The following is a 22,719-nucleotide window of genomic DNA, read 5'->3' as shown; positions in this document are numbered from 1 at the left end:
CGCAGTCCTAGAAGTCGACGCGTCCGGTCACCCCGACTACGCGGCTGCGGCCGAAGGTTGCGCAGCAGTCGAAATCGCCGATGCGGTCGCGATAGACGAAATACTGCTCGTTAAAGAGATTGTCGGCGAACAGCATGACCGAGCCGAAATCGAACTGGTAACCGACCCGCGCATTGGCGACGAAGTAATTTCCGACCTCGTCGATCGGCGCGTTCTGGAGATCGCGGGCGAAATATTCGCTCACGAACTTGGCGTCGGCACCGGCGAAAAAACCGGTGCGCGGCCGATAGTCTGCGCCGAAAGCGAGCGTCACACTCGGTGCCTCAGGAAATTCCAGCCCGGTGAAGTCTCCGAGGCCTGCCACCACGAAGTCCTCGAACTCGGTATCGAGAACGCCGACCGAGGCGAAGGCGGACACGTCGCGGGTGGGCTGCACGCTGAGCTCGACTTCGCCTCCGAAGAGACGCGATTTGCCGGCATTGACAGTGATGCGGCTGAAGAAATCGTTCGGATCGAGGTCGAACTCGACCTGTTGATCGGTCCAGTCGGTGTAGAAGGCATTGACTGCCAAATTGCCGCGTGAACCGAGATCCTTACGAAGAGAGAGCTCATAAGTGTCTGTGAACTCGGCATCGAACTCGACGATATTGCCACTGCTGACATTGCGCGACGCACCTCCGGGACGATACCCCTGCTGGAACACGAAACCGAGGCGAAGATCGCTTGCGAGCTCGATATCGAGACCGAGCTTTGGAAGGAACACGGTTTCCGCGCTCTCGACGAAATCGGCAGTCTGAGTGTCGGATGCTGACGGATCGAAGACTTCACGACTGAAAGACGAGTCTATCTCGCGCTCGTTTCGGTCGATGCGACCACCGGCGATCAGATCGACGCTTTCCAGAACCGGGATGGTAGCCTCGCCGAAGATCGCGTAGTTGCGGTTGTTCGACAATGATCGCGTCGTATCGGTTCGTCCGCCGCCGAAGAAGACGCTACGGGTGAAGCCGCTGTCGCTGCGGTCATAGGCATAGTAGAGGCCGAGCACGGCGTGCAATCCGTTCGCGCCGTCGTAGTTGGCGCGCAATTCCTGTGTGAAAAGGCGCTCGTCGATAGCGCCGACCGTAGTGAAATCCTCGCCCGGCGTGTTCGCATTGACGGAGGAACGATCGGCATCCATGTCCACCAGGGTCGATAGCGAGGTCAGCGTGATTTCTGGCGACACCTCGTAGGTGGCCTGCGCGATCGCGGAGTGATTGTCCGCCTCGCGCGCTTCCTGGAAGAACGGCAGATTGAAGTCGCCGCGCTGATCCTCGAATTCGAACCCGAAACCGGGCCCGGCCACATCGTCGTAGGCGGGAGAATCATAGCTGTAGGCGTAGGTCAGGTCGATCCGCAGTCCGGGTGTCGGATCGGCCCGCAGCTTGCCGCGGATCTGGTAGTATTCGTCTTCGATCAGGCGGTCGAAATTGGCGAATTCGCTGTATGTCGGATACTCAACCTCGCTGTCACGCCGCTGGTATTCGGCAGCGACGCGGAAGGCCAGGACATCATCGATGATTGAACCGCCACCCGCGATGGCGGCATCGAATGTGTCCAGCTCACCATAGCTGAGCCGCGCCGATGCGTCGTAGTCGTATTCAGGGTCGCGCGTATTGACATAAATGGCACCTGCCAGTGCCGCCCGCCCGGAAAGGGTGGATTGCGGTCCGCGATAGACCTCGACCTGCTCTACGTCCCAAAGGCCGCGCGCTCCGCGCCGCGCACCCTGACCGGTCTGTTCGGCACCATCGATGTAGACTGCGGCGAGCGGCGCGCCGCCAGGCGTAAGACCCTCGGAATTGACTCCACGAATGACGAAGCCCGCATCGACGAAGTCGGCATCGATAACATTCGCCATGGTGCGAAAGGCTTCACGGAAGGAGGTCAGGTCCTTTTCGATGATGTCATCTTCGGTCACGACGGCCACGCTGGCCTGCGTGTCGAGCAAGGTCCGCTCATCCTTCTGGCCTGTCACGACAATGGTGTTTTCAGCGTCCATCTCGTCACTCGTGTTAGCGTCCATCTCGTCACTCGTGTTAGCGTCCTGCGAAAAGGCGGGTGTGCTGAGAAGTGCGAGAGAACTCACGCCGGCAAGAATGGATCGTTTTAGAAAGCGCATATCGAAGGACCCCTGATTCGTTCTCTATTGCAAATGATTGTCATTCGTGAAAAGGTCAAGGACATTTGTTTGAAAGAGCCTCGCAGGGTCGGATTATATCATGTTGGGGCCAGACCCACGCGGCGATCGTCACCCACTCGGACGTTGCTTGCAGGCATGCGTATCTCACGCCGCGAAAGGGTGCGATCGGAGATGACCTTGCAGGCGCGCTTGAATCCTCGTGACGCAGTTATGATTGACGTCGGAAGCCGACGGCAGCTTCCGGGAACTTATTGTTGCAGAGCAGACTGTCCGTTACCGGCCCAAAGTGACAATAAACGAGCGTCATCCTCAGTCTTCGTCATAGCCAAAGTGCCGGCTTAGACCTATCTTGGAGGCTCTTGATTCGTAAATATGGTGTTATATGATTCTCAAAACACAGGCCTGCCAAATTGTCTGATAGCGCGTTTGACCTAGATATCGACCCGATCGTGCAGACGTTCCGGTCGGTGGCGGATGTCGATGCATTCGACAGGATGCTGGCAGCCTGGGACGCGCGTCTGTCGGCAGGGGCCATATCGGACAAGGGCCGCTTGGTTCCTCATCTCCACGATGCGATTGCCTTGCTGCAAGCGCAGGACACAATACAGGTCGAAGATCCGCTCGAGGTTGAGGTCAATCAAGTGGCACGCGCAGCTATGGCGCTTTCTCCGGAACTTGGTGTTGCGCTGTCAAATGCGGCAGCCAAACGCTTGTTCGGAGCCACCCAGGGTCGGACGCTTGGGCTTGACTGGATCGCCGATGAGTCGCGCCCGGATCTCCAGTCTCTCCAGCGCAGCGCGAGGGGTTCGGGCAATCGCAAGCATGCTCTGATCCGGGTATTCGATAGCGAAGGAACGACAACGCTTGCCGAAGCGTTCGTGCTATCAGTGAGTAAAACGCAGCAGAGTTTCTTGATAGTCCGCAGCGTGGATTCCGCGTGGAGTGATTCCGTCGATAGCGTTCTTGCCGACGCGTTCGGCTTCACTCGCGCAGAATTGCAGATCGCCAAAATGCTCGTGGAAGGTGGGTCGCCAGCACTTATCGCCGCTCGACGCGGCACCGGCGTTCAGACCGTGCGTACCCAGATAAAAGCGATGGTTGCGAAGGCTGGTGCGCAGTCCTTGATCGATCTGGTTCGGCTGCTGTCGCTCACTTGCGCGCGCCTAACCGAGCGGGATACCTCGAAGGGTGTCCGCTGGGCCGACCCATGGGGCAACTTGTGCCAGATCGAACGGTCCGACGGGTTCAAGGTTGCCTATAGCTGGACAGGCGCGCCCGACGGTCAGCCGGTTTTCCTGCTCCACGGCTTATCGCTCGGCTACCTGCTCGGCGACAGGGTGGAAAGGCGGCTGCGCGATGCAGGGATAAAGCTCATCGCGCCCTGCTGGCCGGGCATGGGGGGCAGCGAGCAAAACCCGGACCTGTCGCTCAAACAGGATGATCTCGCCGCCTACCGCGCGGTCGTCGATGCGCTAGGGCTGAAGAATTGTCTCGGCGTGGGGCTTGCAACTGGGACCATCCACCTGCTTGCACTTGAGCGCGCGCGGCCCGGGACGTTCGGCGCGCTTCTTGGAATCTCCGATTGCTTTCCGCTGACGAGCGATCGCCTTTCGCTTGCCCCACTGAGTTTTCGCACAATGCTGCGCCTGCCGATAACTTTGCCCAAGGCGCTCGAACTGGTTGTCAACGCAGGATTTAGGAACGTCCGGCGCAAGGGCATCGACTGGTATGTCGAGCGCCGATATCACCAGTCGCCAGTCGATCGTGCGAGCTGCGACGATGTCGAATTTGTGCCGTTGATGCGCAATTGGTGCGAACTGTCCTTCACGATGGGGCCGACTGTCTTTTGCAACCGGGCAGCTCAACGTTGGAGTTTCCGCGAAGAACATCTGCGCGACCTTTCGGTCCCGCTTCATGTCATGCTCGGAGAAAGCGAACCCATGTTCGATGCCCCGTTTTTCGAACGGTTGGAACAGGCTTGCTCCAACCTAACGATCGAGAGAGTGGCAGCTGCTGGGGAGCTGCTTTTGCATCAGCGCCCCAAATTGATCGCACAGCGCATTATCGAAATGGCGGCGGCCGTGCGTCGCTAAGCTCATTTTCATCGCAAAATTGCCTTTGATGCCCTGACTATACCAACTTGTGGGTATGACACAATGCGCTAGCGGGTCTAGCAATTCCCCATAAGATACAAATCTTTGGTAGGTGCCAGCTAGCGGATGCGCAGAAATTTCATCTGCTTGCGACACCGTTCAGATGATCGGATCCATAAAACGATCCGAACGAAGCTTTTGTCTCGTGACGTGAAATGGCGCGAGGTAATATTGGGTAACAGGGGGCTAGGATGCGAATGAAGACGGGATCGCTAGGACTGGGTTTTGTCTTTTTGGTCCAGTCGGTTATCGCTCAAGCGGCATGGCCAGCGGGTCGCTACGATACGTCCATGGGCCGGTCTGGCTCTAATGAGCCGCCGCATGCAATGATCACCTTCCTGTGCGCCGCCCCGGAAACCGGAAATGCGGCAGTGATCGCCAGTTTAGGCGATCCGGGAGACGGAGGGGGCGCGGCCAACCTCGAGCTGATCGAATATGATTTCAGCCCGCCTTATCTACCCGACATACGCCGAACGCAGATAGAGCTTGGAGAAAATGACGGGGGAGCTGGCACCAGAAGGTACCCAATTCTCCGCACCTTTCCTCACGCTCCGGCTGAGCCAGACACCATCGGTTTGGTCACGATCATCGACAAGGGAAATGTCGATGATCCGGGCCTGGAAGATTTCGAGCTGGTCACACGGGTCGTAGGCGCCGGCAAGACTGTGCATGTTTGCGATATCGGGCTGCAACAACGCGCTCTATCGATCAGCGGTTACGGCATAACGACTGTTTCGCAGTCCACACTTCTTGGCGGAGTGGCGACTGACGACACTCATCTGTACCTTCGCAGGTGGGAAGATCTGAGTGACCCAAAAGCCGTTCGAGCGCTACGGGTTCAGGCCATTGCGGAGGTCGCATCCGCAGGACCAAGTGGTCGCATCACATTCCTTGCGGTCGACGACGACGGTGGTGTGGTTTCGATGGTGGTCTCCCGCAGTGTTCAGGACACCGTAGGCTGGACCTATTTCAGTCGGACCCTGAAAGGCGGCGCGCCTGAACTGCACAGACATCTGTCCGACCACGTTTCCGTGCGCCCGGCCAGCGATTATCGGAACATCGTGGTAGTCGGCAACGATCTGCCGGAGATGCTCTGGCGTCTCGAACGATGCAGCGACTGGCGCGTCGAGGTTGCGGGAGAAAGCGCGAGGCTATTGGCCAAAGACGCGTTCTCCCCGCTAAACATATCCTGTGACAATCTTTCGACCGATCTCGACGAGGTGCGCGCGCGCTATGCGAACCATGACTTTGCAACAAGAGCGCTCGGCGTGTGGTCATTCCAGGGCGAGCGCCCCATAAGTAGCCTGTGGGTACAATGAAAAGGGTCATAATATGAAAATCCTATTGCTTTTTTTGGCAATCTCCATCGCTAACATCGCTTCTCCTCCCGCGCATGCACAAAGCAGCGGCGACCGTCAGGAAGTGAAGCTTTGCAACCGCCATAGTGAGACCGTGTACGTAGCGGTTGGATTGGGTCTGGTCATTGATCGAACTGCTGAAATCCGAAACATGCCGCAATTCGCTGTGCAATATAGCGGATGGTATGAATTGGCCCCTGGCGAATGCCAGACAAAACGTATTCCTAAATACGCCGATAGGAACCGAAAAACGCTACGCTCTTTCTACATCTATGGAGAAACCAAAGGTCTTTTTGGCGGAGCGATCAAGAAGGTCTGGGAAGGCAAAGATCACCGCGGCTGCATGAACCGTAAGCGCGGCTCCGAATGGGTGTCTGCGAGTTTAAAAGTCGTCAACGGCGCGGCCATCTCAAACCGCTGCAATGACGACGGCGAGTTCTCCGCCGGGATGGAAGCATTAAACCACAAAAATGCGGACGGACAACTCTACTATAATTTCGGGGGATGATAAGATGGAAAAAGCATTTCTTGTCGGCCGCCGTTTGGCACATATACTGACCGTATTTTTCTTTGCTGCATCCACTCCCGCTGTTGCTTCTATTGTCGACCAGTATAATTGTGTCGGTGATGAGCACAGAGCCCTCACGGTCCTAATCGCAGGCCAGGGTGCGCCGCCAGCGGTAGTTCGCCTTGACGATATGAGCTTCGCTAAGCTCGAACGGGTCAATCGAGACCTCAAATCAACACTTGGCGGTGGTGTGACCGTTTACGCAAGTGATAAGGGCACCTTTGTCGTCATCAGCGATAAGGCTGTTCTCAAGATTGGTGGCAAAACTCACTTCTGTGAAATCATTGGCGAAGAGCCTGACTTGTCAGCGCTTCTGCCGGCTATCGAGTTAGACGGAAACGGCTTCGAATTGCAGCGGCCGGGCATTCCATCCTCGCGCTACGATTTCGGGACAGATGCCAAGGTTTTGGTCGCGGTTCTCGGTCGCTACCTTGGCACTCCGCAGGATCGGGTAACCTATGGCGAAGCAGCAGCATGTCCCAGTGAGGTCGTCAAATTTGCAAGGGTGACCGTCTATTTTGCTGACGACCGATGGGCCGGATGGGCGCTCAACAATGGCACAACCCAAGTATCGCACAGCATCACGGTATCAGGACCGAACAAGATGAAGATCGGCACACCAGCATCTGTACTTCAATACAGCACAAAGCGGTATGAGGACAGCACGCTGGGTGATGAACGGGTCGGCGGCGGCGTCCACTATCTCGTAAAAGAACAAGATCGCAGCAGCGAGATCGGCGCCATGTGGGCGGGCGCAGCCTGTGTCTTTCGCTAGGCAATCCAAACGTAAAACTCAGTCTTTTTAGAGAATTTGACAGAAGGGAAAAGAATGATGGGAACCGCAAGGACGGAGCCAGTCAAAGTGATCAGCCTTTCGATCGGACTGTCCGCAGCTGCATTGGCGTTGAACGTGCCGATCGCTGCAGCATCGGCGTCTCCAAGCGCGGCGAGAGATACTATTGCTGGTACGTTGGGGGCGTGCGGTGCAGAAGGGCAGCGTTCGTGCACCATCCTTGAAAGGTCCGATCCCTGCGATCCCGGGCTTAAGCTTACTAAGCTTATTTTCGGGAGATGCGTGGTTCAGGAAGAGGCTAGGCAGGAAGCTGAGCGCCAGTACAGGCCGATCAGAGCGGACGCGATCGCCGATAAGACGCTGCTTAAATTCGCGATCGCATCCTATTCCTTACCCCATCACGACGAACGCGAGTTGGGCGGTCAGCAGGACTTTCCCTCGAAGTTCGGCTGCAATCGCGGTGATAGAGAGAATATTTGTACCTCGTCGGGGATCTGGGAAGATGACAAAATCGGGGACGAGCATGGCAGGCTAGAATATTTCCTCACTGCCGACAACGGAATGCAGGCAGGACTGTATCACTATGCAGAAACCGATCAGTTCGTGCTGGCATTTGCCGGAACGGACGCAAGCAAGCATGCCGATCTTACCGAGGATGTGAAGCTCGCAACGTCGCAACCTGTTGATCGGAATCTATATACCACACTGGTGAAACAGGTCTCAGCCCGCATGAAGGTACTCAACCGCGATGCGAGGATGGACAGGCAGCTGACCGTGACCGGGCATTCGCTCGGCGGGTTCCAGGCCCAGGTCTTCGCCGCGTTTTGCAAAGTAGCACGCTTTACGACCTTCAGTTCGCCGAGCGCCATTGGGTCAATCGGCGCGACGATGAAAATTCCCGCCACCAGTCATACGCGCGGCAGACACCTCTACCGGGAGGGTGATTCCGTCGCTGATCTCGTGTTGGGACAATACGGGACTCGCATTAAGTACACGGCAACACCGTACAAGCTCTCCACAATAGGTAATCGGGTCAGTTGGTTCAAAGAGCAGCACAACAAGGAAAATTTCCTTAAACATTTGGAAAAAGGCGGGCGGCCATACGGACATGTAAATTTCAATGGCGAAAAACTGCGGTCCAAAAAGGTCGGCGGGTGGCCGCTGCGCGCCCGCTACTGTGTTATCGGGAATTTGAACCCGTTGAACGGTCGGTTCAAGGTCGGATTGTGCACATCGGGTGTAACCTTCGATTTTGATCGCAACGGCATGTTTCGCAACAAGCGTGTGAATGATGCCTATCAGACATGCATGCAAGCGGGCGGAAATGGGGCTCGGGTGTTCATGGCGCAGTGCAACGGTGGGCCGAGCCAGATTTGGCGCCATCGCGGAGATCAATTTATCAATGCGAAGACCGGGAAATGTCTAGATTGGTCGCAGAGAAACAAATCCCATTTAATCACTTGGAACTGCACCGGATCGCTGAATCAAAAATGGGAATTCTATAAGCCGACACTCACTCAGCCCTAGGAGGGTTTACTGAATGTTGTAAAGGTGTCTTTGGCAACTGTGCCAAAGTGCGCAGGATAGAACCAGCGCCACTTTAGTTCTCATACTATGTCAAACAGCTGCTACACCGACCGTCACGTTACAATGTCCGCTTTCTTGGCGGTTCCGCCCGGCAGCAGACGGTCCACTTTCGGCCCAGTTGCCACCTGTCTGAAATGCGCTCCAGCTTCGGTCGGTAAAAGAGATATCCACTGTACCAAAAGCGGCTATTCCTCGCCATGTGTGTAGAATAACCGATGTTAGATGGAAAGTGGAATAGCGGATTCCAATTTAACAGCGTGCCGCCGCGCAAATTGGGCCGTTAACTAAAACCTCCTGCGACCGTTAATCGCTTCGTAGTTTTCATGGCGACACGAGGAGTTTCAATGCGCGTATTAACTTGCCTGTATTACGAGCATAATCCTTGGATAGTAGCTTTGGCCGCTTTGATGTGCCTGGTGGGCTGTCTTGCATCGATGAAACTTTTTCAGCGCACCTTAACTGAAACTGGTGCAGCACGGTTCCAGTGGTGTTTTCTGTCTGCCTTTACCGCTGGTTCAGCGATTTGGGCAACGCACTTCATTGCCATGCTCGGTTACCGTCCGGACGTCCCTGTAACACTTGACGGTACTTTGACTGTGTTATCGGCACTGATCCCGGTCGGTGGTATCGCCTTGGGGCTGATGGTCGCCTGGACACGCAACCGTTTTATTTCCGTTTTTACCGGCGGCGGGATTATCGGTCTGTCGATCGCTACAATGCATTATGTCGGAATGTTCGCCTATCGCGCCGATGGTATCGTTAGATGGTTGCCGGACTATGTCATTGCTTCGCTATTTCTGAGTGTTATTTTTTCTGCACTCGCTATCGACCAATTGAGAAAAACAGGCGCGGCTAACAATATTTTTCTCCCTGCCGGGTTGTTCGCTGCAGCAATTATCATCCTGCATTTTACCGGCATGGCGGCGTTCACAGTAACCCCGCTGCCGGGCGTGCAAGCAGGTGCCGATAGCGAGGCCTTCGTGGCGTTGGCAGCAGCGGTCGCTATGGTCGCGTTGTTCATCATCTGCGCCGGTATTTCGACCCATCTGCTCGAACGGCGCACAAAATCGAAATCGGACCAGCGACTTCAGCATATAGCGCTCCATGATGCGTTGACTGAAGTAGCCAATCGCCGAGCCTTTACAGAAGCCTTGCGAATCGAATGCGACAAGTTTGATAAATTTGGCCGTCCCTTTGCCTTGCTCATGATTGATCTGGATAGTTTTAAGCCCATCAACGATACACTTGGCCACCCAGTTGGCGATATTGTTCTCCAGAAAGTCGCTTGGCGCTTGCGCCATGCTGTTCGCCGCGGAGATATGGTAGCAAGAATTGGCGGAGACGAATTTGCTGTAATCGCTTATGATCTCAATTCGGAAGATGAAGCAAATGTTTTGGCAGCCCGGGTTGTCGAAATTCTAGGAAGACCATATATCGTACAAGGACAAGTGGCGGAAATTGGAGCGAGTGTTGGAATCAGCCTCTCGCCCGATCACGGAAGTGACCCCGAAACACTAGTCCAAAATACTGACATTGCGCTATATACGGCAAAGCGGGCCGATGAACGGGGATATCGCCTATTTGAGCTAGCGATGCAGGAGGCCACACAACGCCGCCGTTTACTCGAGGTTGATCTTCGTCGTGCTTGTATGCGCGAAGACTTTCATATCGCCTATCAGCCCGTTATCGACTCGGCCACAGGCGCATTTACCGGGGCCGAAGCGTTGCTGCGATGGACCTGCCCGGAACGGGGTAATGTTGAGCCATCCGAATTTATTCCTATAGCCGAAGAGCTTGGTCTGATTTCGCGAATTGGCGCCAGTGTTCTTAAGCAAGCTTGTCATGATGCCGCTTCGTGGCCCGAACATCTCGACTTGGCAGTCAATATCTCTCCGGTTCAATTGCTCGATCCACGGTTGCCGCAGACCGTCATTCAGGCACTGGATGATGCCGGTTTTCCAGCATCACGGCTGGAACTGGAAATTACCGAGACCGCTCTTCTTGGCAATGATGAGATTGTCATGCGCACGCTAACCAAATTGAGAGAATTCGGTATTCGAATCTCGCTGGATGATTTCGGAACAGGCTATTCATCGCTGAGCTATCTGCACCGCTTTCCAATAAACCGGATCAAAATTGACAAGTCTTTTGTGCGGCAACTGCCCGCGGATGCTGGCAGCGCGTCTATTGTTCGAGCTATCGCTCAACTCGGCCAGAGCCTCCAGATGAAAATAACTGCGGAAGGTATTGAAACCGACGAGCAGATGGAATTTATTGCCGAGCACGGATGCAACGACATACAGGGCTTTCTAATCAGCCGGCCGATTGATGCGACTAAGATTGTTGGCCTGTTCCAACGGGAGAAAAGAAAGGCCGTAGCATGAACGCATACACATCCGACAAGCAGTTATCGCGGTTGCTGTATACCAGCGCGCTCGACATGGAAGGTTGCAGCGAGAAACAGGCGCAAGCCGTTCGTAAAATAGCAGAAAGCTCCGCCGAGCAGAACCGATTGTCTCAGTTAACTGGCAGCCTTCTGTTCGTGAAGGGGGTTTTTATCCAGATTTTGGAAGGACCGCATGACGAGGTGGAAAAGGTCTTCGATAGGATTTGCTGTGATTTTCGACATGTCGATGTGCGGCTGATTGATCTGACACATGTTTCAGAGCGGTTGTTTGAGGACTGGGATATGGCTTTTCTTAATGATGATGAAATTTCATCATTGGCGCTTCGTGACGAATTACAGGAGATTCAATTTCTGGTCGGAGTGAATGCAAGTCAGGCCACGCTTCAAATGCGGAGCCTTCTCGACAATCAACCCGCGCACAGTAAAGTTTGAAATTCTGCGGCTAACTGGCTGGCACAGGTTCGACATTGCTCACCCAATTGTCACCGTCTACTACAGATAAATTTGACGTTCGCTTTTTGCCTCGTTTAGCTGAAACCAGACTGTCAGCAACCGGCCCAATTGCCGCTTGTCTGAAATGCGCCCAAAACACCGACTTAACATAGATAGGATTATCGACTCTCAAACGTCTACTTCGTTTCCGACGGTCAAAAATTGACGCTTTCAAGAATGTGTCGTTGCTGCCGTTGACAAACGCGATGCGCAAACCGCCATTGCTATTGCAGTTGCTACGAGCAAGCCGTTCACCAAATTGGAAGTCGCGCCTTCTATCGATGAGCCAATATTTATCGCAACAGCAATCAACAAAAGAGCGGCACTGAGCATCCAGGAAAGCTGTACCGCTCGCAATAGATTCGGAGCGAAGTAAATAGCAGCAAATCCGACTGCCCAAATAGCTAGACAAATTTGAGCAAGAGGCAGGCTCAAGCCCAAGGTAGCAAGCACTGCTCCAACCGATAGACCTACTGTCAGGCCCGAAGTCATTCCACGCCATGCGCCTTCATGTCTGGGACGGGGATCACCCTGTTGCATCTTCCGCTTGAACCAAATCATCATCCCGCTGCTCGTGATGTAAGTCAAAGCCAGAGCTAGAACAAAATAGAGCATCTTGATCGGATATCCACCAAAAGTGCCATAGTGCAGAGGCTGAACTGCGCCAAAGATACGCGCTCCCACTTCGGACCCTTTGCCGCCAAACTTCTCCAGAAATTCGCCATCATTGCGATAAATATCTGATGACCGCATAGAAAGAATGCCATTTTCAGAATAGATAATTGAAGTTGTTTGGCCGCTGTCCTTAGGGTTCCCTGTTACGAAAAGAGCAAATTTCCGATCTGGTGCCTGAGAGCGTTTAATCATCGATGCATAATCTGGTGGGGAAGGCATCGCAGGCGCACCGAGAATTGGCTGCGGACCATTGATCACCGCAATAGCTTCTTCCTGATCTCCATCGAAGGCAATGAAAGCCAGCGCGGCCACCGTGACACCGGCAATCCCCAGAAACGCTCCGGTGAAGGTCAATATCAGGTGGAAGGGCAACCCCCATACACTCAACCGGTTGTGAATATCTGTCCACGCCAACCGGGCGTTACGTTCAAGCCGCAACTTAAACGCGTCTTTGACGATAGTGGGGTGCGCGAATATGCCAGATAAGATGAGCGTGAACATAACGACCCCCAACAGTCCGACCAGATAGCGACCCCAAGGGTTTGGGAGGTGAAGAACAGTGTGCAGATCCTCGATAAAATGGGCATATGGTGCATCCGCACTACCCATTAGGTCGCCAGTGTTAGGATTGACCAGCCATTCATCCGATTGCAATTTGCTGTTTCTATCAGGGCGCTGATTCAAGCGAACGCTGCTATATGGTTTGAATTCGTCTGGTGCGTAAAAAATGACATTGAGTATTTCATTGCCGGGCTTCAGCTGCGCCTCAGCATTGCGTGCGGAAGTAGCAGCAATGTTTGGATCAATATTGTTTTGAGTTACAACGCCGCGATTTTCCCAAAGCGAGATTTCCGGCACAAATAAAGTGAAAGCACCTGTTACGCTAACGATATAGATCAGAGCTGCAAAGCCGAGGCCCAAAACCGAGTGGGAATCGATCATCCGGCGGACAAAGGAGCTTTGATTGGTTTGCTCTTCAGTAACTGGCTGTTCAATATTCATGATAGATAAAATATCCCGAAGGAGGCAAGCGATAGGAATATGGGCATCCAGAATATCCGCCATAAATTAGGATCGACCGTTGCGTGCAATGCGCCGACTGACCAGAAGAAAGGCGAAGACAGTCCGCCGACAAACAATCGCGTCAGCTCAGTTGTCCAAGGCTTTGTTGCAATCAACAGGCTTAGACCTAGAGCGGCAATTAAATAGAGCGGGCCAGCTGAGAGCAATCTCAAAGTAAGCCGCCTCTTCGAACCACTTGGCGCTGCGGGCATGCGCCTTCCGTTTCTGGGAACCCGGTTATGACCAATGATTTTTGCTGTAAAGAACGGGTTTAGAATGAGAATATAGGCCGCAACGGAAATCGTGGTCAGTGACCAGACTACTCCAAGTTCTGCTCCCAATGCTACACCCATCACCCAAGTGGACGCCAATAGTAGGCCCCAACCTCCGACAGCGACCGCATTTTTCCTATGGGTCTGAGCATATCGCAGCACCCATATGCCGATGAGTTGAACGATTAACCCGGTCATAATTAGCATTGGACGGTACAGACGTAAAAAACCATAATGTCTGCCTCTCAATATCGTGCAGTGAGCACCAAGCCATATTCGCGCGGAGCGCCGAGCCGAACAAAGCGAGCGTCGGTCAAGCCATTGCGCCCATCATTGGTGAGATAGTCTTTGTCGAATAGGTTGGAGACGTACAGCTTGATTCCAAAGCGATCCGCGTCATATCCAGCGGATAAATCAACTAAGGTGCGATCATCGAGGGATACATCATTCTGTACCGACGAAAAGCTATCGCTTTGATGGCTGACATTGCCAGCAAGGTAGAAATTATCTGTGAAGAAATGTCTGCCGCCAAAAGAAATGTTGAAATCAGGAGAAAACGCAAAAATGTTTCCGGTCAAATCTCCCTCAGTGCCGCTTATAAAATTGGTAAATTTGGTTTTCGAAACACCAAGGTTTGCAAATAATGTTGTCCGCTTGCTTGGCCGGTAGCTGAGTTCCAGCTCTCCGCCGTAAATTTCAGACTCGCCAGCGTTTTCGACAGTGCAATTGGTTACGCTGCCATTTTGGCAGATCGTGACTTGCTGGCTGCTCCAATCGCCATAATATATATTGGCATTGAGAAAGAGCTGGTTTGGAATCAATTCCGAGCGCAGCGATAGTTCAAAATTGTCGAGAAATTCTGGATCGAAATCACTTTGCACGCCTGCAAGGTTCACTTCACTGCCGCCTGCACGATAACCGCGCTTGTAAAAAGCGCTAACTGAGACCGCATCACTTACCCTATGGGTCAGACCGAATTGCGGCAAGAGCGCGTCATAGGTTGTGACTGTCGCTGGAAAATTGGTCGGCGCGAGCTGAGCTGCCAGCCTCGCGTTTATCTGCGTCACACCTGCCTGAACAAAGGGCCCAGAGCCCGGTTGCAACATATCAGCCAATGCTCCCGCTGCTGCAGGGTCGGGCAGTTCGCTGCCAGGCGCAAGGCTATTATTGGTGTTAGATAGATTATTCTGGCGTTCATTTTCATAGCGCAAGCCGCCAGATACAATCCAATTATCGGTAAATTCAAAATCCCATTCCGTAAAGAAGGCATAGTTGCGCGTGTCCCCTTCAAACGGGACATCGGCCTGCACCTCGATCAGGGCGGGATAGAAAGGCAGCAGAGCGGCTGGAACACCGACTTGCGAGGGCAAAATATTGACCAAGCCCTGTGTCAAATTATCGATTTTTACTTCAGTATAATAGCCGCCAAAAACCCCATTGAGCCGGTCTGATTGGTAAGTGAAGCGGACTTCCTGTGACCAGTTTTGGTCGCTTGCGATACGACCGCGATTGGCATTGCCGCCCTCCGGCCCTTCGTCATCATCATCGAACCGTTCATAATCGCCTTCAAGATAAGCAGTTACGGACCTTATCGCCCAATTCTCACTGAGATCATAGTTGATGTCGAGCGAAGCCGTATAACCTTCATATTCTTCAAAAGCCCTCAAGTTGGCAGTGCTGACGCGGCTGTTGTCAGGCTGTAAATCACCCCGAAAAATGTCTTGGCCGCGCTCCGTCCGCGCATATTGGCCGGTGACATCAATGGTCAGACCATCGGCGGGTTCAAAAAACAACTTCCCGCGCAGATTTACATTTTCACGGGCATCGAAATTTTCAACTGGAATAGTGATATTTGTTATGAAACCATCCGTTTCTTCATATTCACCAGACAAGCGAAAAGCGGCATTATCACCAAGCGGCACGTTGATAAGGGCCGATGTCGATAATTTGTTATAATTGCCATATTCTAGGCGTGCAGCCGCTTCAAATTGATCAGGGTTGGCGCGAGATGTCGTCACCACAAGCGCGCCCACCAATGCATTACGCCCTACATTAGTGGATTGTGGTCCACGTAGAACCTCTACGCTGGAAACATCCCAGAGGTCTTTTGGCAGGAACCGGGTGGCAAATCCGGTCAATGCCACACCATCCACATAAAGACTGGCTAGTTCACCACTACCACCACCTGTCGAAGCGGAATTCTGGGTTACGCCGCGGATGCCGAAATTCTCTCCGCCAGCAAATTCAAACGCGTTTGCTGTCAGGTTCAAGACATCCTCAATATCAAGCAGATTTTGAGCCTCGATGGTATCGCTAGTGACAACAGCGATACTTTCCTTGGTATCCTGAAGTGACCTCTCGATTTTTTGGGCCGTAACAACAATTTCCCTATTTTGCCCATCTGCCTCATCAAGCGGCAAGGATTCTTGCGCTAAACAAGGCGTACAGATCAACATGGCTGCTGAAGATCCAAACAAGAAAGATTTTTTCATGAAACTCTACCCCTAACCTGAGAATCGTACGATAATGATTCTGATAATCATTCTCATTAATGACTGCTGAGTCAGCGGTCAATCTCGTTATCACCAATCATTTAGTTTGGGAAAATTGTCTCACATTCCAATTGAGTATCAGCTTGTGGCCAATAGTAGAACTTGTCGAAATTGCCTTGATAGAAGTTAAGCGCACAGAACGGACTGCTCGCTAACCGGAAAAACCGTTGTCCCACAATGTTCGCTTTTGCGGCCAAAGCAGACATTAGAAGCGTGGAGAGAGTTTTGCTGATATTCAGAGAAGGATCGAACTGTTAAAGCGGAGTAGAATTGAAATCCGTTTCAATCGCTTTTATCGAGCGCAACCCCATATAATTCCATCCGATGGTCGACCAGCTTAAAGCCTAGCTTCTCGGCAATTCTCTTTTGAAGCTGTTCTAGCTCTGGATCTAAAAACTCAACCACTTTTCCGGTTTGGACATCGATGAGATGGTCATGATGCGTATCCTGATTAATCTCAAACCGTGCGCTGCCATCGCCAAAGTCATGGCGCTGCAAAAGTCCTGCTTCTTCAAGAAGGCGGACCGTTCTATAAACTGTTGCGACAGCGATTTTGGAATCGGCTACCGTTGCTCTTTGGTGGATGGTTTCCACGCTGGGATGATCGTCGCTGCTTGAAATGACCTCAACAACGGCTTGGCGCTGTGCCGTAAGGCGCAGGCCGCGTTTCGCGCATAAAGCTGCAATATCTATCTTCGTTTCCATAATCTCTCCCCTCTGATGTTCAGACTATCTGACCCGCTTGCGCGGGGCATTCGCCCCAAGTGCCGTGTCGGTTATCAGTGCGATGTTATCCGGGCGACAATATAGGGGCCGATAAATGCCTGAATGGCGTTGTAGATATGATCGCGGACATCTTCATCGACCATCTCGCAAAGCATGTTGTCATAGCCTGGACGGTTATCTTGAACCGCAGCAGTGATCAGGCCGATCACAAGTCTCTCATCCATGCTGACCATTTGGCAGCAGGGCGGTTGAACCATAACCGGCTCCGGCCAATATTCACCGATCATCCGGAGAACATGGACCAGTGCGCTAGCCGCCCTGGCCGATCCAAGAATACTGGCCATGGATGCCACCGCGTCTTGCCTATTGTGGGTTTGCATGACCGCCGTTCGCAAGGCGAGAATAATGCGTTGATTGGCCGGATGATAGTCGGCCGTCCTTTGATCGTCGTTCAATAATGCGTTCACATTGTACATGCATTTTCTCCGATCTGATGGTTGCTTTAGCCCACAAACGCGCGCTCAATAACGAACTGACCCGGTGCGGCATTGGATCCTTCTGTGAACTCCAGCGATTCAAAATAGTCAGAAAATTGTTTGATCATCTCCATGCTACCGCACAGCATGATGCGGTCCTGTTCGGGGTCGAAACAGTTTGGACCGATAACAGGGTGGCTGAATATTTCCTCTGACCCGATCAGCTGCTGGATCCGGCCGGTTGTCCGAAACGCTTCACGCGTTACCGTCGGAACATAGTGGAACTGGATAAGGGCCTGATCTTGAACAAGTGGGTCGCCCGCTAGTTTCGCTTCGAGCTCATTTCGAAACGCTAATTCTTCGACATGCCGAACGCTGTGAACCAAGATGATCTGGCTGTAGGCTTCATATATCTCCGGGTCCCGAATAATGCTAAGAAATGGAGCCAGTCCAGTACCAGTGGCCAAAAGAAACAATCGTCGTCCCGGTAGCAAGGCGTCGGCGACCAGCGTACCAGTAGGCTTACGCCCGAGATACAACTGATCGCCGGTCCTGATCCGCTGGAGTTGGGAGGTTGGCGGACCATCAGGGACTTTTACGGACAGGAATTCGATCTCGTCGGCATAGGCCGGACTGGCAATGGAATAGGCGCGCATTAGCGGTTTGTCTTCGATTTGCATTCCCAGCATTGTGAACTCGCCAGACCGAAACCGGAAACTCTCCGGACGCGTCACGCTAAAGCTGAAAAGATGTTCGTGCCGATGCTTGACGCGGATGACTTCAACCGTGCGGAACGCCTTTGCATCCGGTATCCGGGAAGGCGGCCGAACTTCCATGTTCATGATTTTTTACTGACGTGATGCGGTTCGGTATTGATTGGAAGATGTGCCAGACTGAGAGGTGATCCAGCAACATGATCGCAATAGCGCTGGAGGGCGATAGTGAAACTCGCCACTGCCTCGCCGATAACCAGTTTCTCCGCAATGCCTCGTGCATTCGAGATATTGCCTGCAAATATTTCACGACGAACGGCAAGTAAGATGGCTTCAATCTCATGGACGGTGCCGCAATTTGGCTGACCGAACACCAATTGTTGTTGAGCAGACTCATTCAAATGCGCCATTGCTATTGAAAAGTCGGGTAGGGCCTCAATCATTGTCCACTTCGTAAATGCAGGCTCCAGCGTCGAGCATGGGCACCTTTTGTGTATATTGACAAAGACCCATTGACGCATGCTCCAGACCAGAAAGTGGCTGGGATAATCCAGTTTCTGGATTGGACGATCGACATATTCATACATCAGCAATGGGTTCTCTATTGTTGCAAGACAGTTTGAGTTGTGTGGAGATCATGCAGTCTGTTCACGAAACAGTTTTAGGAATCGGGAGATGGCAATATGCAGTCGCTCGCAGTCTTTTTCCGGGATCATATCACAGAGCAGCCCATGAAAATGAGCAGGCTCTTTCTGAATAACGGACGTCACCAGGTCGAGCAGCAGCATTTCGTCGTAGGTTGTTTGCGGACATTTTGGCGCATGGATCATCACTGGTTCGGGCCAGATGTCACCCATTGTCTCTAGGATATGGGCGAACCGGCGTGCTGCTTTTCGGGTGCCGAAATGGGCAACTAGGCAACCTTCGATATCCTTGTTCTGGCGATGCGCCAAAATGGTGTATCGCATGGCGCTTACAATACGAACTTGCGCTTCGGGAACGTGGGGAAGACAGGGCGTGCTGCTCAGCAGTTTGGTAAACTCGGAAGCACTTTGTTTCATAACAGATTCTCCATATTTCCTAGAAAAACAATAATGCTAATGAGAATGAATCTCATATAGACAGCTAGGAATGGAGATATATTCTGTCAAACTAAATGTATCCGAGCAATGTTAGCAGTTGAAATATTTGCAAATAAAATAGGACCTGAAACGATTCCAAATTTGCTGCAGCCCCATTGCTGAAATATAGAAACGGCCAGCGATCGCGCTGCTCTGGTGCCGTTTTTTATTCAACAGCGGACATTGATGACATGACGGCTATATCCCGAAACAGGAACTAGAGCCGGAGAAGTTGGACTTGATCGGCCATATGCAAACTATGCTATTGACAATCGTTATCAATTAACTCTACCCGATCCTCGCAACTAAAATAGGACACAATCATGCGCTGGCATAAGCTCGCTATCCTTTGCGCTGTTTCAACAGCAGCGCTTTCTATTTCCCCTGTTCATGCTCAGGAGAATGGGACTGACAAAGCTGACGCCAGTCAAGAGCAAAGCGAACGGGGCGGCATTGAGCATGAGATTGTTGTTGTCGGAAAACTGACTGGCGTTGCAATTGATCGCGAGGAGCTCGACTTTCTTCAGGCAAATGACTTGAGAGATATATTCCGCAAGGTTCCATCCGTTTCGGTTGGCGGCTCGCTTGGCATTGCGCAAAAGATATATGTGCGCGGCCTTGAAGACTCGCAAATCAATGTAACCATTGATGGTGCGCCGCAAAGTGGAACCTTGTTCCACCATATTGGCCGCGTGAATATTGAACCTGAATTGCTCGAAACCGTTGAACTGCAAGCCGGTGCCGGCGAGGCAACGGCCGGTTTCGGTGCGATAGGCGGCGCGCTTCGGTTTCGCACGCGTGACGCATCGGATTTGCTGGAGCCTGGTCGTAATTTCGGAGGAATAGTCAAGGCAGGTTGGTTCTCCAATGACGGTTACAAGCTTTCAGCCACTCTCTATACAAAGCTCATTGGTGATGTCGGTATTGTCGGTTCCTATGTCTATTCGGACCGTGATGAATTTAAAGATGGTGACGGGAATAATCTGCGCGGCACCGCAGCGGAGCAGCAGCTTGGTTTTGTCAAAATCGGCGGCGACATAGGCTCTGGCCATAGTTTCTCAGTAAGCTATGAACACCGCGATGAGGAAGGCGAATTTGGCGCGCGACCCAATTGGCCCGTACTCGCTGGTGATACATTATTCCCAGCGGAAGCGACGCGGCAAACGATTATCGGTAATTACGGATATGATTCCAGCGATGTGATAAGCTTGGAAGCAATAGGATATTGGACCCGTGCAAAATTCACACTGGATCGCTCTGACCGTTGGGGGCTCTATGGTGCGGACATTGAAAGCTATGGTTTTGATGCCCGTTTTCGGGCGCAATTTTCCGGCCACGACATTATATTCGGCGCAGAACATCGTTCTGACAGTGTAGCCAGCGAATATCTGGCCGATGCCGCCATGTGGCAGCCATGGGCTTGGGACCCCAATATTGGTCGGTTCGAGGAAACAGGCGACCTGTTCGGCGTCTATTTGCAGGATCATTGGCAGATCGCTGATCCCCTATTGCTGAGCTTTGGCGTTCGCTATGATGCCTATGATCTTGATGTGGTCACCTATGATACCGGTACGAAAAGCGATGGTCTCTCTTTCAATATTGGTGCCGATTTAGAAGTTCTACCGGGCCTGACCCTGAACGCTGGCTATGCAGAAGCGTTTCGCGGCAAAGAAATTGGCGATGCTTTCACGCTGGAACACAGGCCGGGACGTGATATTCTTCAACCCGGTTTAAAGCCCGAAACCGTTGGCAATTTCGAAGTGGGAGCGGCCTTCGAGCGCGATGGTTTTACCGCCTCTGCCGCCTATTTTGACATGAAGATCAAGGACGTCATTCTGGATCAACTCTATCGCGGACCATTTCCGCAAGACGGCGTTTATTATGAGAATATTGGCGACTTTACCTCAGAGGGCATCGAATTGCGGGCAGCCTATCGTACCGGCCCGTTCGGGATTAGCGGTTTCTACAATCACTATGATTCAAGGATCAATGGCAATCGAATCAATGGCTACGAACAAATTGCGCTGGGCAACACAATGGGCGACAATTGGAACCTAACGGCAAGCTTTGATCCGTCCCCGTCGCTGGGATTTGAAGCCAGCCTGACACGATTTGAAGCGGTGCGTGATCTTGAAGTATTGTTTCGTGATGCCGAACTCGGTTTCGTTCCAGCGACCGATCTGATTGATAAACCGGGCTATACCGTAGTTGATCTCTTCGCTCGTTGGCAGCCTTTTGATGATGGCCGGCTGTCGCTTAATGCTGCGGTATATAATCTGTTCGACAAGCAATATATTGCGCATGCGAGTGTTGGTGATTACTCGGGCATCCCGGGTTATGAAATTGTCTCGGGTCTGGCTGAACCGGGACGAAACTTCCGTCTGACGGCTTCTTATCGTTTTTGATGCAACGGCGCGCTGGCTTAAAATTCTGGCATCGCTGGTTTGGTATATTAATTGGCGGGTGGTTGATGCTACTTGCCATTACCGGCATGGCGATTGCCTGGTATGATGAGCTTGATACGGCTTTAAATCCGGATCTCAGGCAGGCTCAAATTGGCAGCGGTGATTTGGTGTCGCTTGATAAGGTGGTTGCTAATGCAGAGGCCGCTCTGCCGGGGTTTTCAGTGAACAACGCCATACTTGCGCCGGAATCCGGCTACACACACTGGCTGATAGGCAGACAAGTTTTAGCGGACGGCGATGTGCGGGCCATGCAGCTTTTTGTCGATCCTGCGAGCGGAACGGTAGCGGGCTGGCGAGAAAGTGGGGCATTGCAATTTGATCGCCATCATTTTCCCGATCTGCTTTACGGCCTGCACACGGAGTTGTTGGCCGATGAAATAGGCGCGACAATAGTCGGTATCATCGGCCTTCTTTGGATGCTTGATCATTTTCTTTCCCTACCTTTAGCTTTTCCGAAGCGCCAAAAATGGCAGGACGCATTCCGATTGGCCGGGCGAAAGGGCAGTTTACGCCGCCTGTTCGATTGGCACCGGGCCAAGGGCATGTGGTTATGGTTGTTGACTTTCACGATCACGCTGACCGGTGTTACGCTGGCATTTCCCAACGTGAGCCGCGATCTGGTGCAGCCACTTTCGCCGATCAGCGAACGACTGCATGAAGCCATGCCAGAAACCAGTAATGACATAAGTATCGGACTGGACGAGGCTATTTCGCGTGTCACTGCGGATATTTCACAAGTCCATAGTGTTCGAATTTTTCCGACCATCAGTCAATATGCCGTGCGGACATATGATGATCGTGACCCAGATAATCAGGGCCGCCTATGGACCTATGTCAACATGGTCGATGGCACGATTACCGGAAAACGCCATGATATAGGCGAAAGCGGCGGCGATCTATTCTTTGCATGGCAATATCCGCTTCATTCCGGACATGCGGCTGGTTTTGCAGGACGACTGATCGTCACTTTGGTTGGATTGGTGACAGTCCTGCTTTGCTACAGCGGGTTGCGATTGGTATGGCGGCGTCGAAACAATGGGAGGCAGAACAGGAATTCGACCAACTTTTAATGTCTGCTACGTTGCAAAAGAATTCATTTCTGTGAGTGAGTTTTCAGAAC

18 protein-coding genes are annotated in these 22,719 nt (G+C 52.6%); 9 read left to right on the top strand and 9 right to left on the bottom strand.

Annotated features, from left to right (window positions below; genetic code table 11):
- Positions 1-7: 7 nt before the first annotated feature.
- Complete coding sequence (locus J4G78_RS09175; RefSeq protein ID WP_207986305.1) at positions 8-2,158, bottom strand: TonB-dependent receptor; 2,151 nt, start codon at positions 2,156-2,158, stop codon at positions 8-10.
- A 431-nt stretch (positions 2,159-2,589) separates the two neighbouring features.
- Between J4G78_RS09175 and J4G78_RS09170 the strand changes: the two genes are divergently transcribed.
- The 7 genes from J4G78_RS09170 to J4G78_RS09140 all read left to right on the top strand — a co-directional run bounded on the left by J4G78_RS09170 (position 2,590) and on the right by J4G78_RS09140 (position 11,477).
- Positions 2,590-4,272 (top strand): bifunctional helix-turn-helix transcriptional regulator/alpha/beta hydrolase, encoded by a 1,683-nt coding sequence (locus J4G78_RS09170; protein WP_207986304.1) that lies wholly within the window; start codon positions 2,590-2,592, stop codon positions 4,270-4,272.
- Between the two features lie 251 nt (positions 4,273-4,523).
- Positions 4,524-5,651: a hypothetical protein gene (locus tag J4G78_RS09165; RefSeq protein ID WP_207986303.1), complete on the top strand. Its 1,128-nt coding sequence runs from the start codon at positions 4,524-4,526 to the stop codon at positions 5,649-5,651.
- 13 nt (positions 5,652-5,664) lie between these two features.
- Positions 5,665-6,198 carry a DUF1036 domain-containing protein gene (locus J4G78_RS09160; RefSeq protein ID WP_207986302.1) on the top strand — a complete coding sequence of 178 codons (534 nt, stop codon included), beginning with the start codon at positions 5,665-5,667 and terminating at the stop codon, positions 6,196-6,198.
- A gap of 4 nt (positions 6,199-6,202) precedes the next feature.
- Positions 6,203-7,033, top strand: a complete 831-nt coding sequence (locus J4G78_RS09155; protein ID WP_207986301.1) for a hypothetical protein — start codon at positions 6,203-6,205, stop codon at positions 7,031-7,033.
- Positions 7,034-7,087: 54 nt separating this feature from the next.
- On the top strand, positions 7,088-8,578 hold the full coding sequence (locus J4G78_RS09150) for a ricin-type beta-trefoil lectin domain protein (protein ID WP_207986300.1): 1,491 nt from the start codon (positions 7,088-7,090) through the stop codon (positions 8,576-8,578).
- A 494-nt stretch (positions 8,579-9,072) separates the two neighbouring features.
- Positions 9,073-11,022, top strand: coding sequence for a putative bifunctional diguanylate cyclase/phosphodiesterase (locus J4G78_RS09145; protein WP_207986299.1), 1,950 nt, complete (start codon positions 9,073-9,075; stop codon positions 11,020-11,022).
- Positions 11,019-11,477 (top strand): BLUF domain-containing protein, encoded by a 459-nt coding sequence (locus J4G78_RS09140; protein ID WP_207986298.1) that lies wholly within the window; start codon positions 11,019-11,021, stop codon positions 11,475-11,477. The genes J4G78_RS09145 and J4G78_RS09140 overlap by 4 nt, the downstream gene beginning before the upstream one ends.
- A 231-nt stretch (positions 11,478-11,708) precedes the next feature.
- Here J4G78_RS09140 and J4G78_RS09135 read toward each other — a convergent pair whose 3' ends face one another.
- The 8 genes from J4G78_RS09135 to J4G78_RS09100 form a co-directional block, all read right to left on the bottom strand.
- Positions 11,709-13,214 (bottom strand): PepSY-associated TM helix domain-containing protein, encoded by a 1,506-nt coding sequence (locus J4G78_RS09135; RefSeq protein ID WP_207986297.1) that lies wholly within the window; start codon positions 13,212-13,214, stop codon positions 11,709-11,711.
- Complete coding sequence (locus J4G78_RS09130) at positions 13,211-13,744, bottom strand: hypothetical protein (protein ID WP_207986296.1); 534 nt, start codon at positions 13,742-13,744, stop codon at positions 13,211-13,213. The genes J4G78_RS09135 and J4G78_RS09130 overlap by 4 nt, the downstream gene beginning before the upstream one ends.
- Positions 13,745-13,791: 47 nt before the next feature.
- Positions 13,792-16,038 (bottom strand): TonB-dependent receptor, encoded by a 2,247-nt coding sequence (locus J4G78_RS09125; protein ID WP_207986295.1) that lies wholly within the window; start codon positions 16,036-16,038, stop codon positions 13,792-13,794.
- A gap of 342 nt (positions 16,039-16,380) precedes the next feature.
- A complete protein-coding gene (locus tag J4G78_RS09120; RefSeq protein ID WP_207986294.1) occupies positions 16,381-16,803 on the bottom strand; it encodes a Fur family transcriptional regulator in 423 nt (140 codons plus the stop codon).
- Between the two features lie 74 nt (positions 16,804-16,877).
- Positions 16,878-17,300, bottom strand: coding sequence for a hypothetical protein (locus tag J4G78_RS09115; protein ID WP_207986293.1), 423 nt, complete (start codon positions 17,298-17,300; stop codon positions 16,878-16,880).
- Between the two features lie 26 nt (positions 17,301-17,326).
- Positions 17,327-18,136 (bottom strand): ferredoxin--NADP reductase, encoded by an 810-nt coding sequence (locus tag J4G78_RS09110; RefSeq protein ID WP_243457310.1) that lies wholly within the window; start codon positions 18,134-18,136, stop codon positions 17,327-17,329.
- A gap of 2 nt (positions 18,137-18,138) precedes the next feature.
- Positions 18,139-18,600, bottom strand: a complete 462-nt coding sequence (locus J4G78_RS09105) for a hypothetical protein (protein WP_207986291.1) — start codon at positions 18,598-18,600, stop codon at positions 18,139-18,141.
- A 48-nt stretch (positions 18,601-18,648) separates the two neighbouring features.
- Complete coding sequence (locus J4G78_RS09100) at positions 18,649-19,074, bottom strand: hypothetical protein (protein ID WP_207986290.1); 426 nt, start codon at positions 19,072-19,074, stop codon at positions 18,649-18,651.
- 383 nt (positions 19,075-19,457) lie between these two features.
- On the opposite strand from J4G78_RS09100, the gene J4G78_RS09095 reads away from it, so the two are divergent.
- Together J4G78_RS09095 and J4G78_RS09090 are read left to right on the top strand one after the other, a co-directional pair.
- Positions 19,458-21,539, top strand: a complete 2,082-nt coding sequence (locus tag J4G78_RS09095) for a TonB-dependent receptor domain-containing protein (protein ID WP_207986289.1) — start codon at positions 19,458-19,460, stop codon at positions 21,537-21,539.
- Positions 21,539-22,669 carry a PepSY-associated TM helix domain-containing protein gene (locus J4G78_RS09090; protein WP_259371333.1) on the top strand — a complete coding sequence of 377 codons (1,131 nt, stop codon included), beginning with the start codon at positions 21,539-21,541 and terminating at the stop codon, positions 22,667-22,669. Before J4G78_RS09095 ends, J4G78_RS09090 begins: the two co-directional genes overlap by 1 nt.
- Positions 22,670-22,719 lie beyond the last annotated feature (50 nt).

Origin of the sequence: Parasphingorhabdus cellanae (assembly GCF_017498565.1) — a bacterium.
GTDB classification, from domain to species: Bacteria; Pseudomonadota; Alphaproteobacteria; order Sphingomonadales; family Sphingomonadaceae; genus Parasphingorhabdus; species Parasphingorhabdus cellanae.
Note: the sequence above shows the minus strand (reverse complement) of the source record. Positions and strands in the feature narration are given on the sequence as shown.

What these genes read in the sequence shown, in the direction of transcription:
- J4G78_RS09105 (WP_207986291.1), bottom strand. Translation starts at nt 18,600, where the DNA reads ATGTATGAATATGTCGATCGTCCAATCCAGAAACTGGATTATCCCAGC.
- J4G78_RS09135 (WP_207986297.1), bottom strand. Translation starts at nt 13,214, where the DNA reads ATGAATATTGAACAGCCAGTTACTGAAGAGCAAACCAATCAAAGCTCC.
- J4G78_RS09145 (WP_207986299.1), top strand. Translation starts at nt 9,073, where the DNA reads ATGAAACTTTTTCAGCGCACCTTAACTGAAACTGGTGCAGCACGGTTC.
- J4G78_RS09125 (WP_207986295.1), bottom strand. Translation starts at nt 16,038, where the DNA reads ATGAAAAAATCTTTCTTGTTTGGATCTTCAGCAGCCATGTTGATCTGT.
- J4G78_RS09115 (WP_207986293.1), bottom strand. Translation starts at nt 17,300, where the DNA reads ATGTACAATGTGAACGCATTATTGAACGACGATCAAAGGACGGCCGAC.
- J4G78_RS09175 (WP_207986305.1), bottom strand. Translation starts at nt 2,158, where the DNA reads ATGCGCTTTCTAAAACGATCCATTCTTGCCGGCGTGAGTTCTCTCGCA.
- J4G78_RS09090 (WP_259371333.1), top strand. Translation starts at nt 21,539, where the DNA reads ATGCAACGGCGCGCTGGCTTAAAATTCTGGCATCGCTGGTTTGGTATA.
- J4G78_RS09140 (WP_207986298.1), top strand. Translation starts at nt 11,019, where the DNA reads ATGAACGCATACACATCCGACAAGCAGTTATCGCGGTTGCTGTATACC.
- J4G78_RS09100 (WP_207986290.1), bottom strand. Translation starts at nt 19,074, where the DNA reads ATGAAACAAAGTGCTTCCGAGTTTACCAAACTGCTGAGCAGCACGCCC.
- J4G78_RS09120 (WP_207986294.1), bottom strand. Translation starts at nt 16,803, where the DNA reads ATGGAAACGAAGATAGATATTGCAGCTTTATGCGCGAAACGCGGCCTG.
- J4G78_RS09110 (WP_243457310.1), bottom strand. Translation starts at nt 18,136, where the DNA reads ATGGAAGTTCGGCCGCCTTCCCGGATACCGGATGCAAAGGCGTTCCGC.
- J4G78_RS09160 (WP_207986302.1), top strand. Translation starts at nt 5,665, where the DNA reads ATGAAAATCCTATTGCTTTTTTTGGCAATCTCCATCGCTAACATCGCT.
- J4G78_RS09095 (WP_207986289.1), top strand. Translation starts at nt 19,458, where the DNA reads ATGCGCTGGCATAAGCTCGCTATCCTTTGCGCTGTTTCAACAGCAGCG.
- J4G78_RS09130 (WP_207986296.1), bottom strand. Translation starts at nt 13,744, where the DNA reads ATGACCGGGTTAATCGTTCAACTCATCGGCATATGGGTGCTGCGATAT.
- J4G78_RS09150 (WP_207986300.1), top strand. Translation starts at nt 7,088, where the DNA reads ATGATGGGAACCGCAAGGACGGAGCCAGTCAAAGTGATCAGCCTTTCG.
- J4G78_RS09165 (WP_207986303.1), top strand. Translation starts at nt 4,524, where the DNA reads ATGCGAATGAAGACGGGATCGCTAGGACTGGGTTTTGTCTTTTTGGTC.
- J4G78_RS09155 (WP_207986301.1), top strand. Translation starts at nt 6,203, where the DNA reads ATGGAAAAAGCATTTCTTGTCGGCCGCCGTTTGGCACATATACTGACC.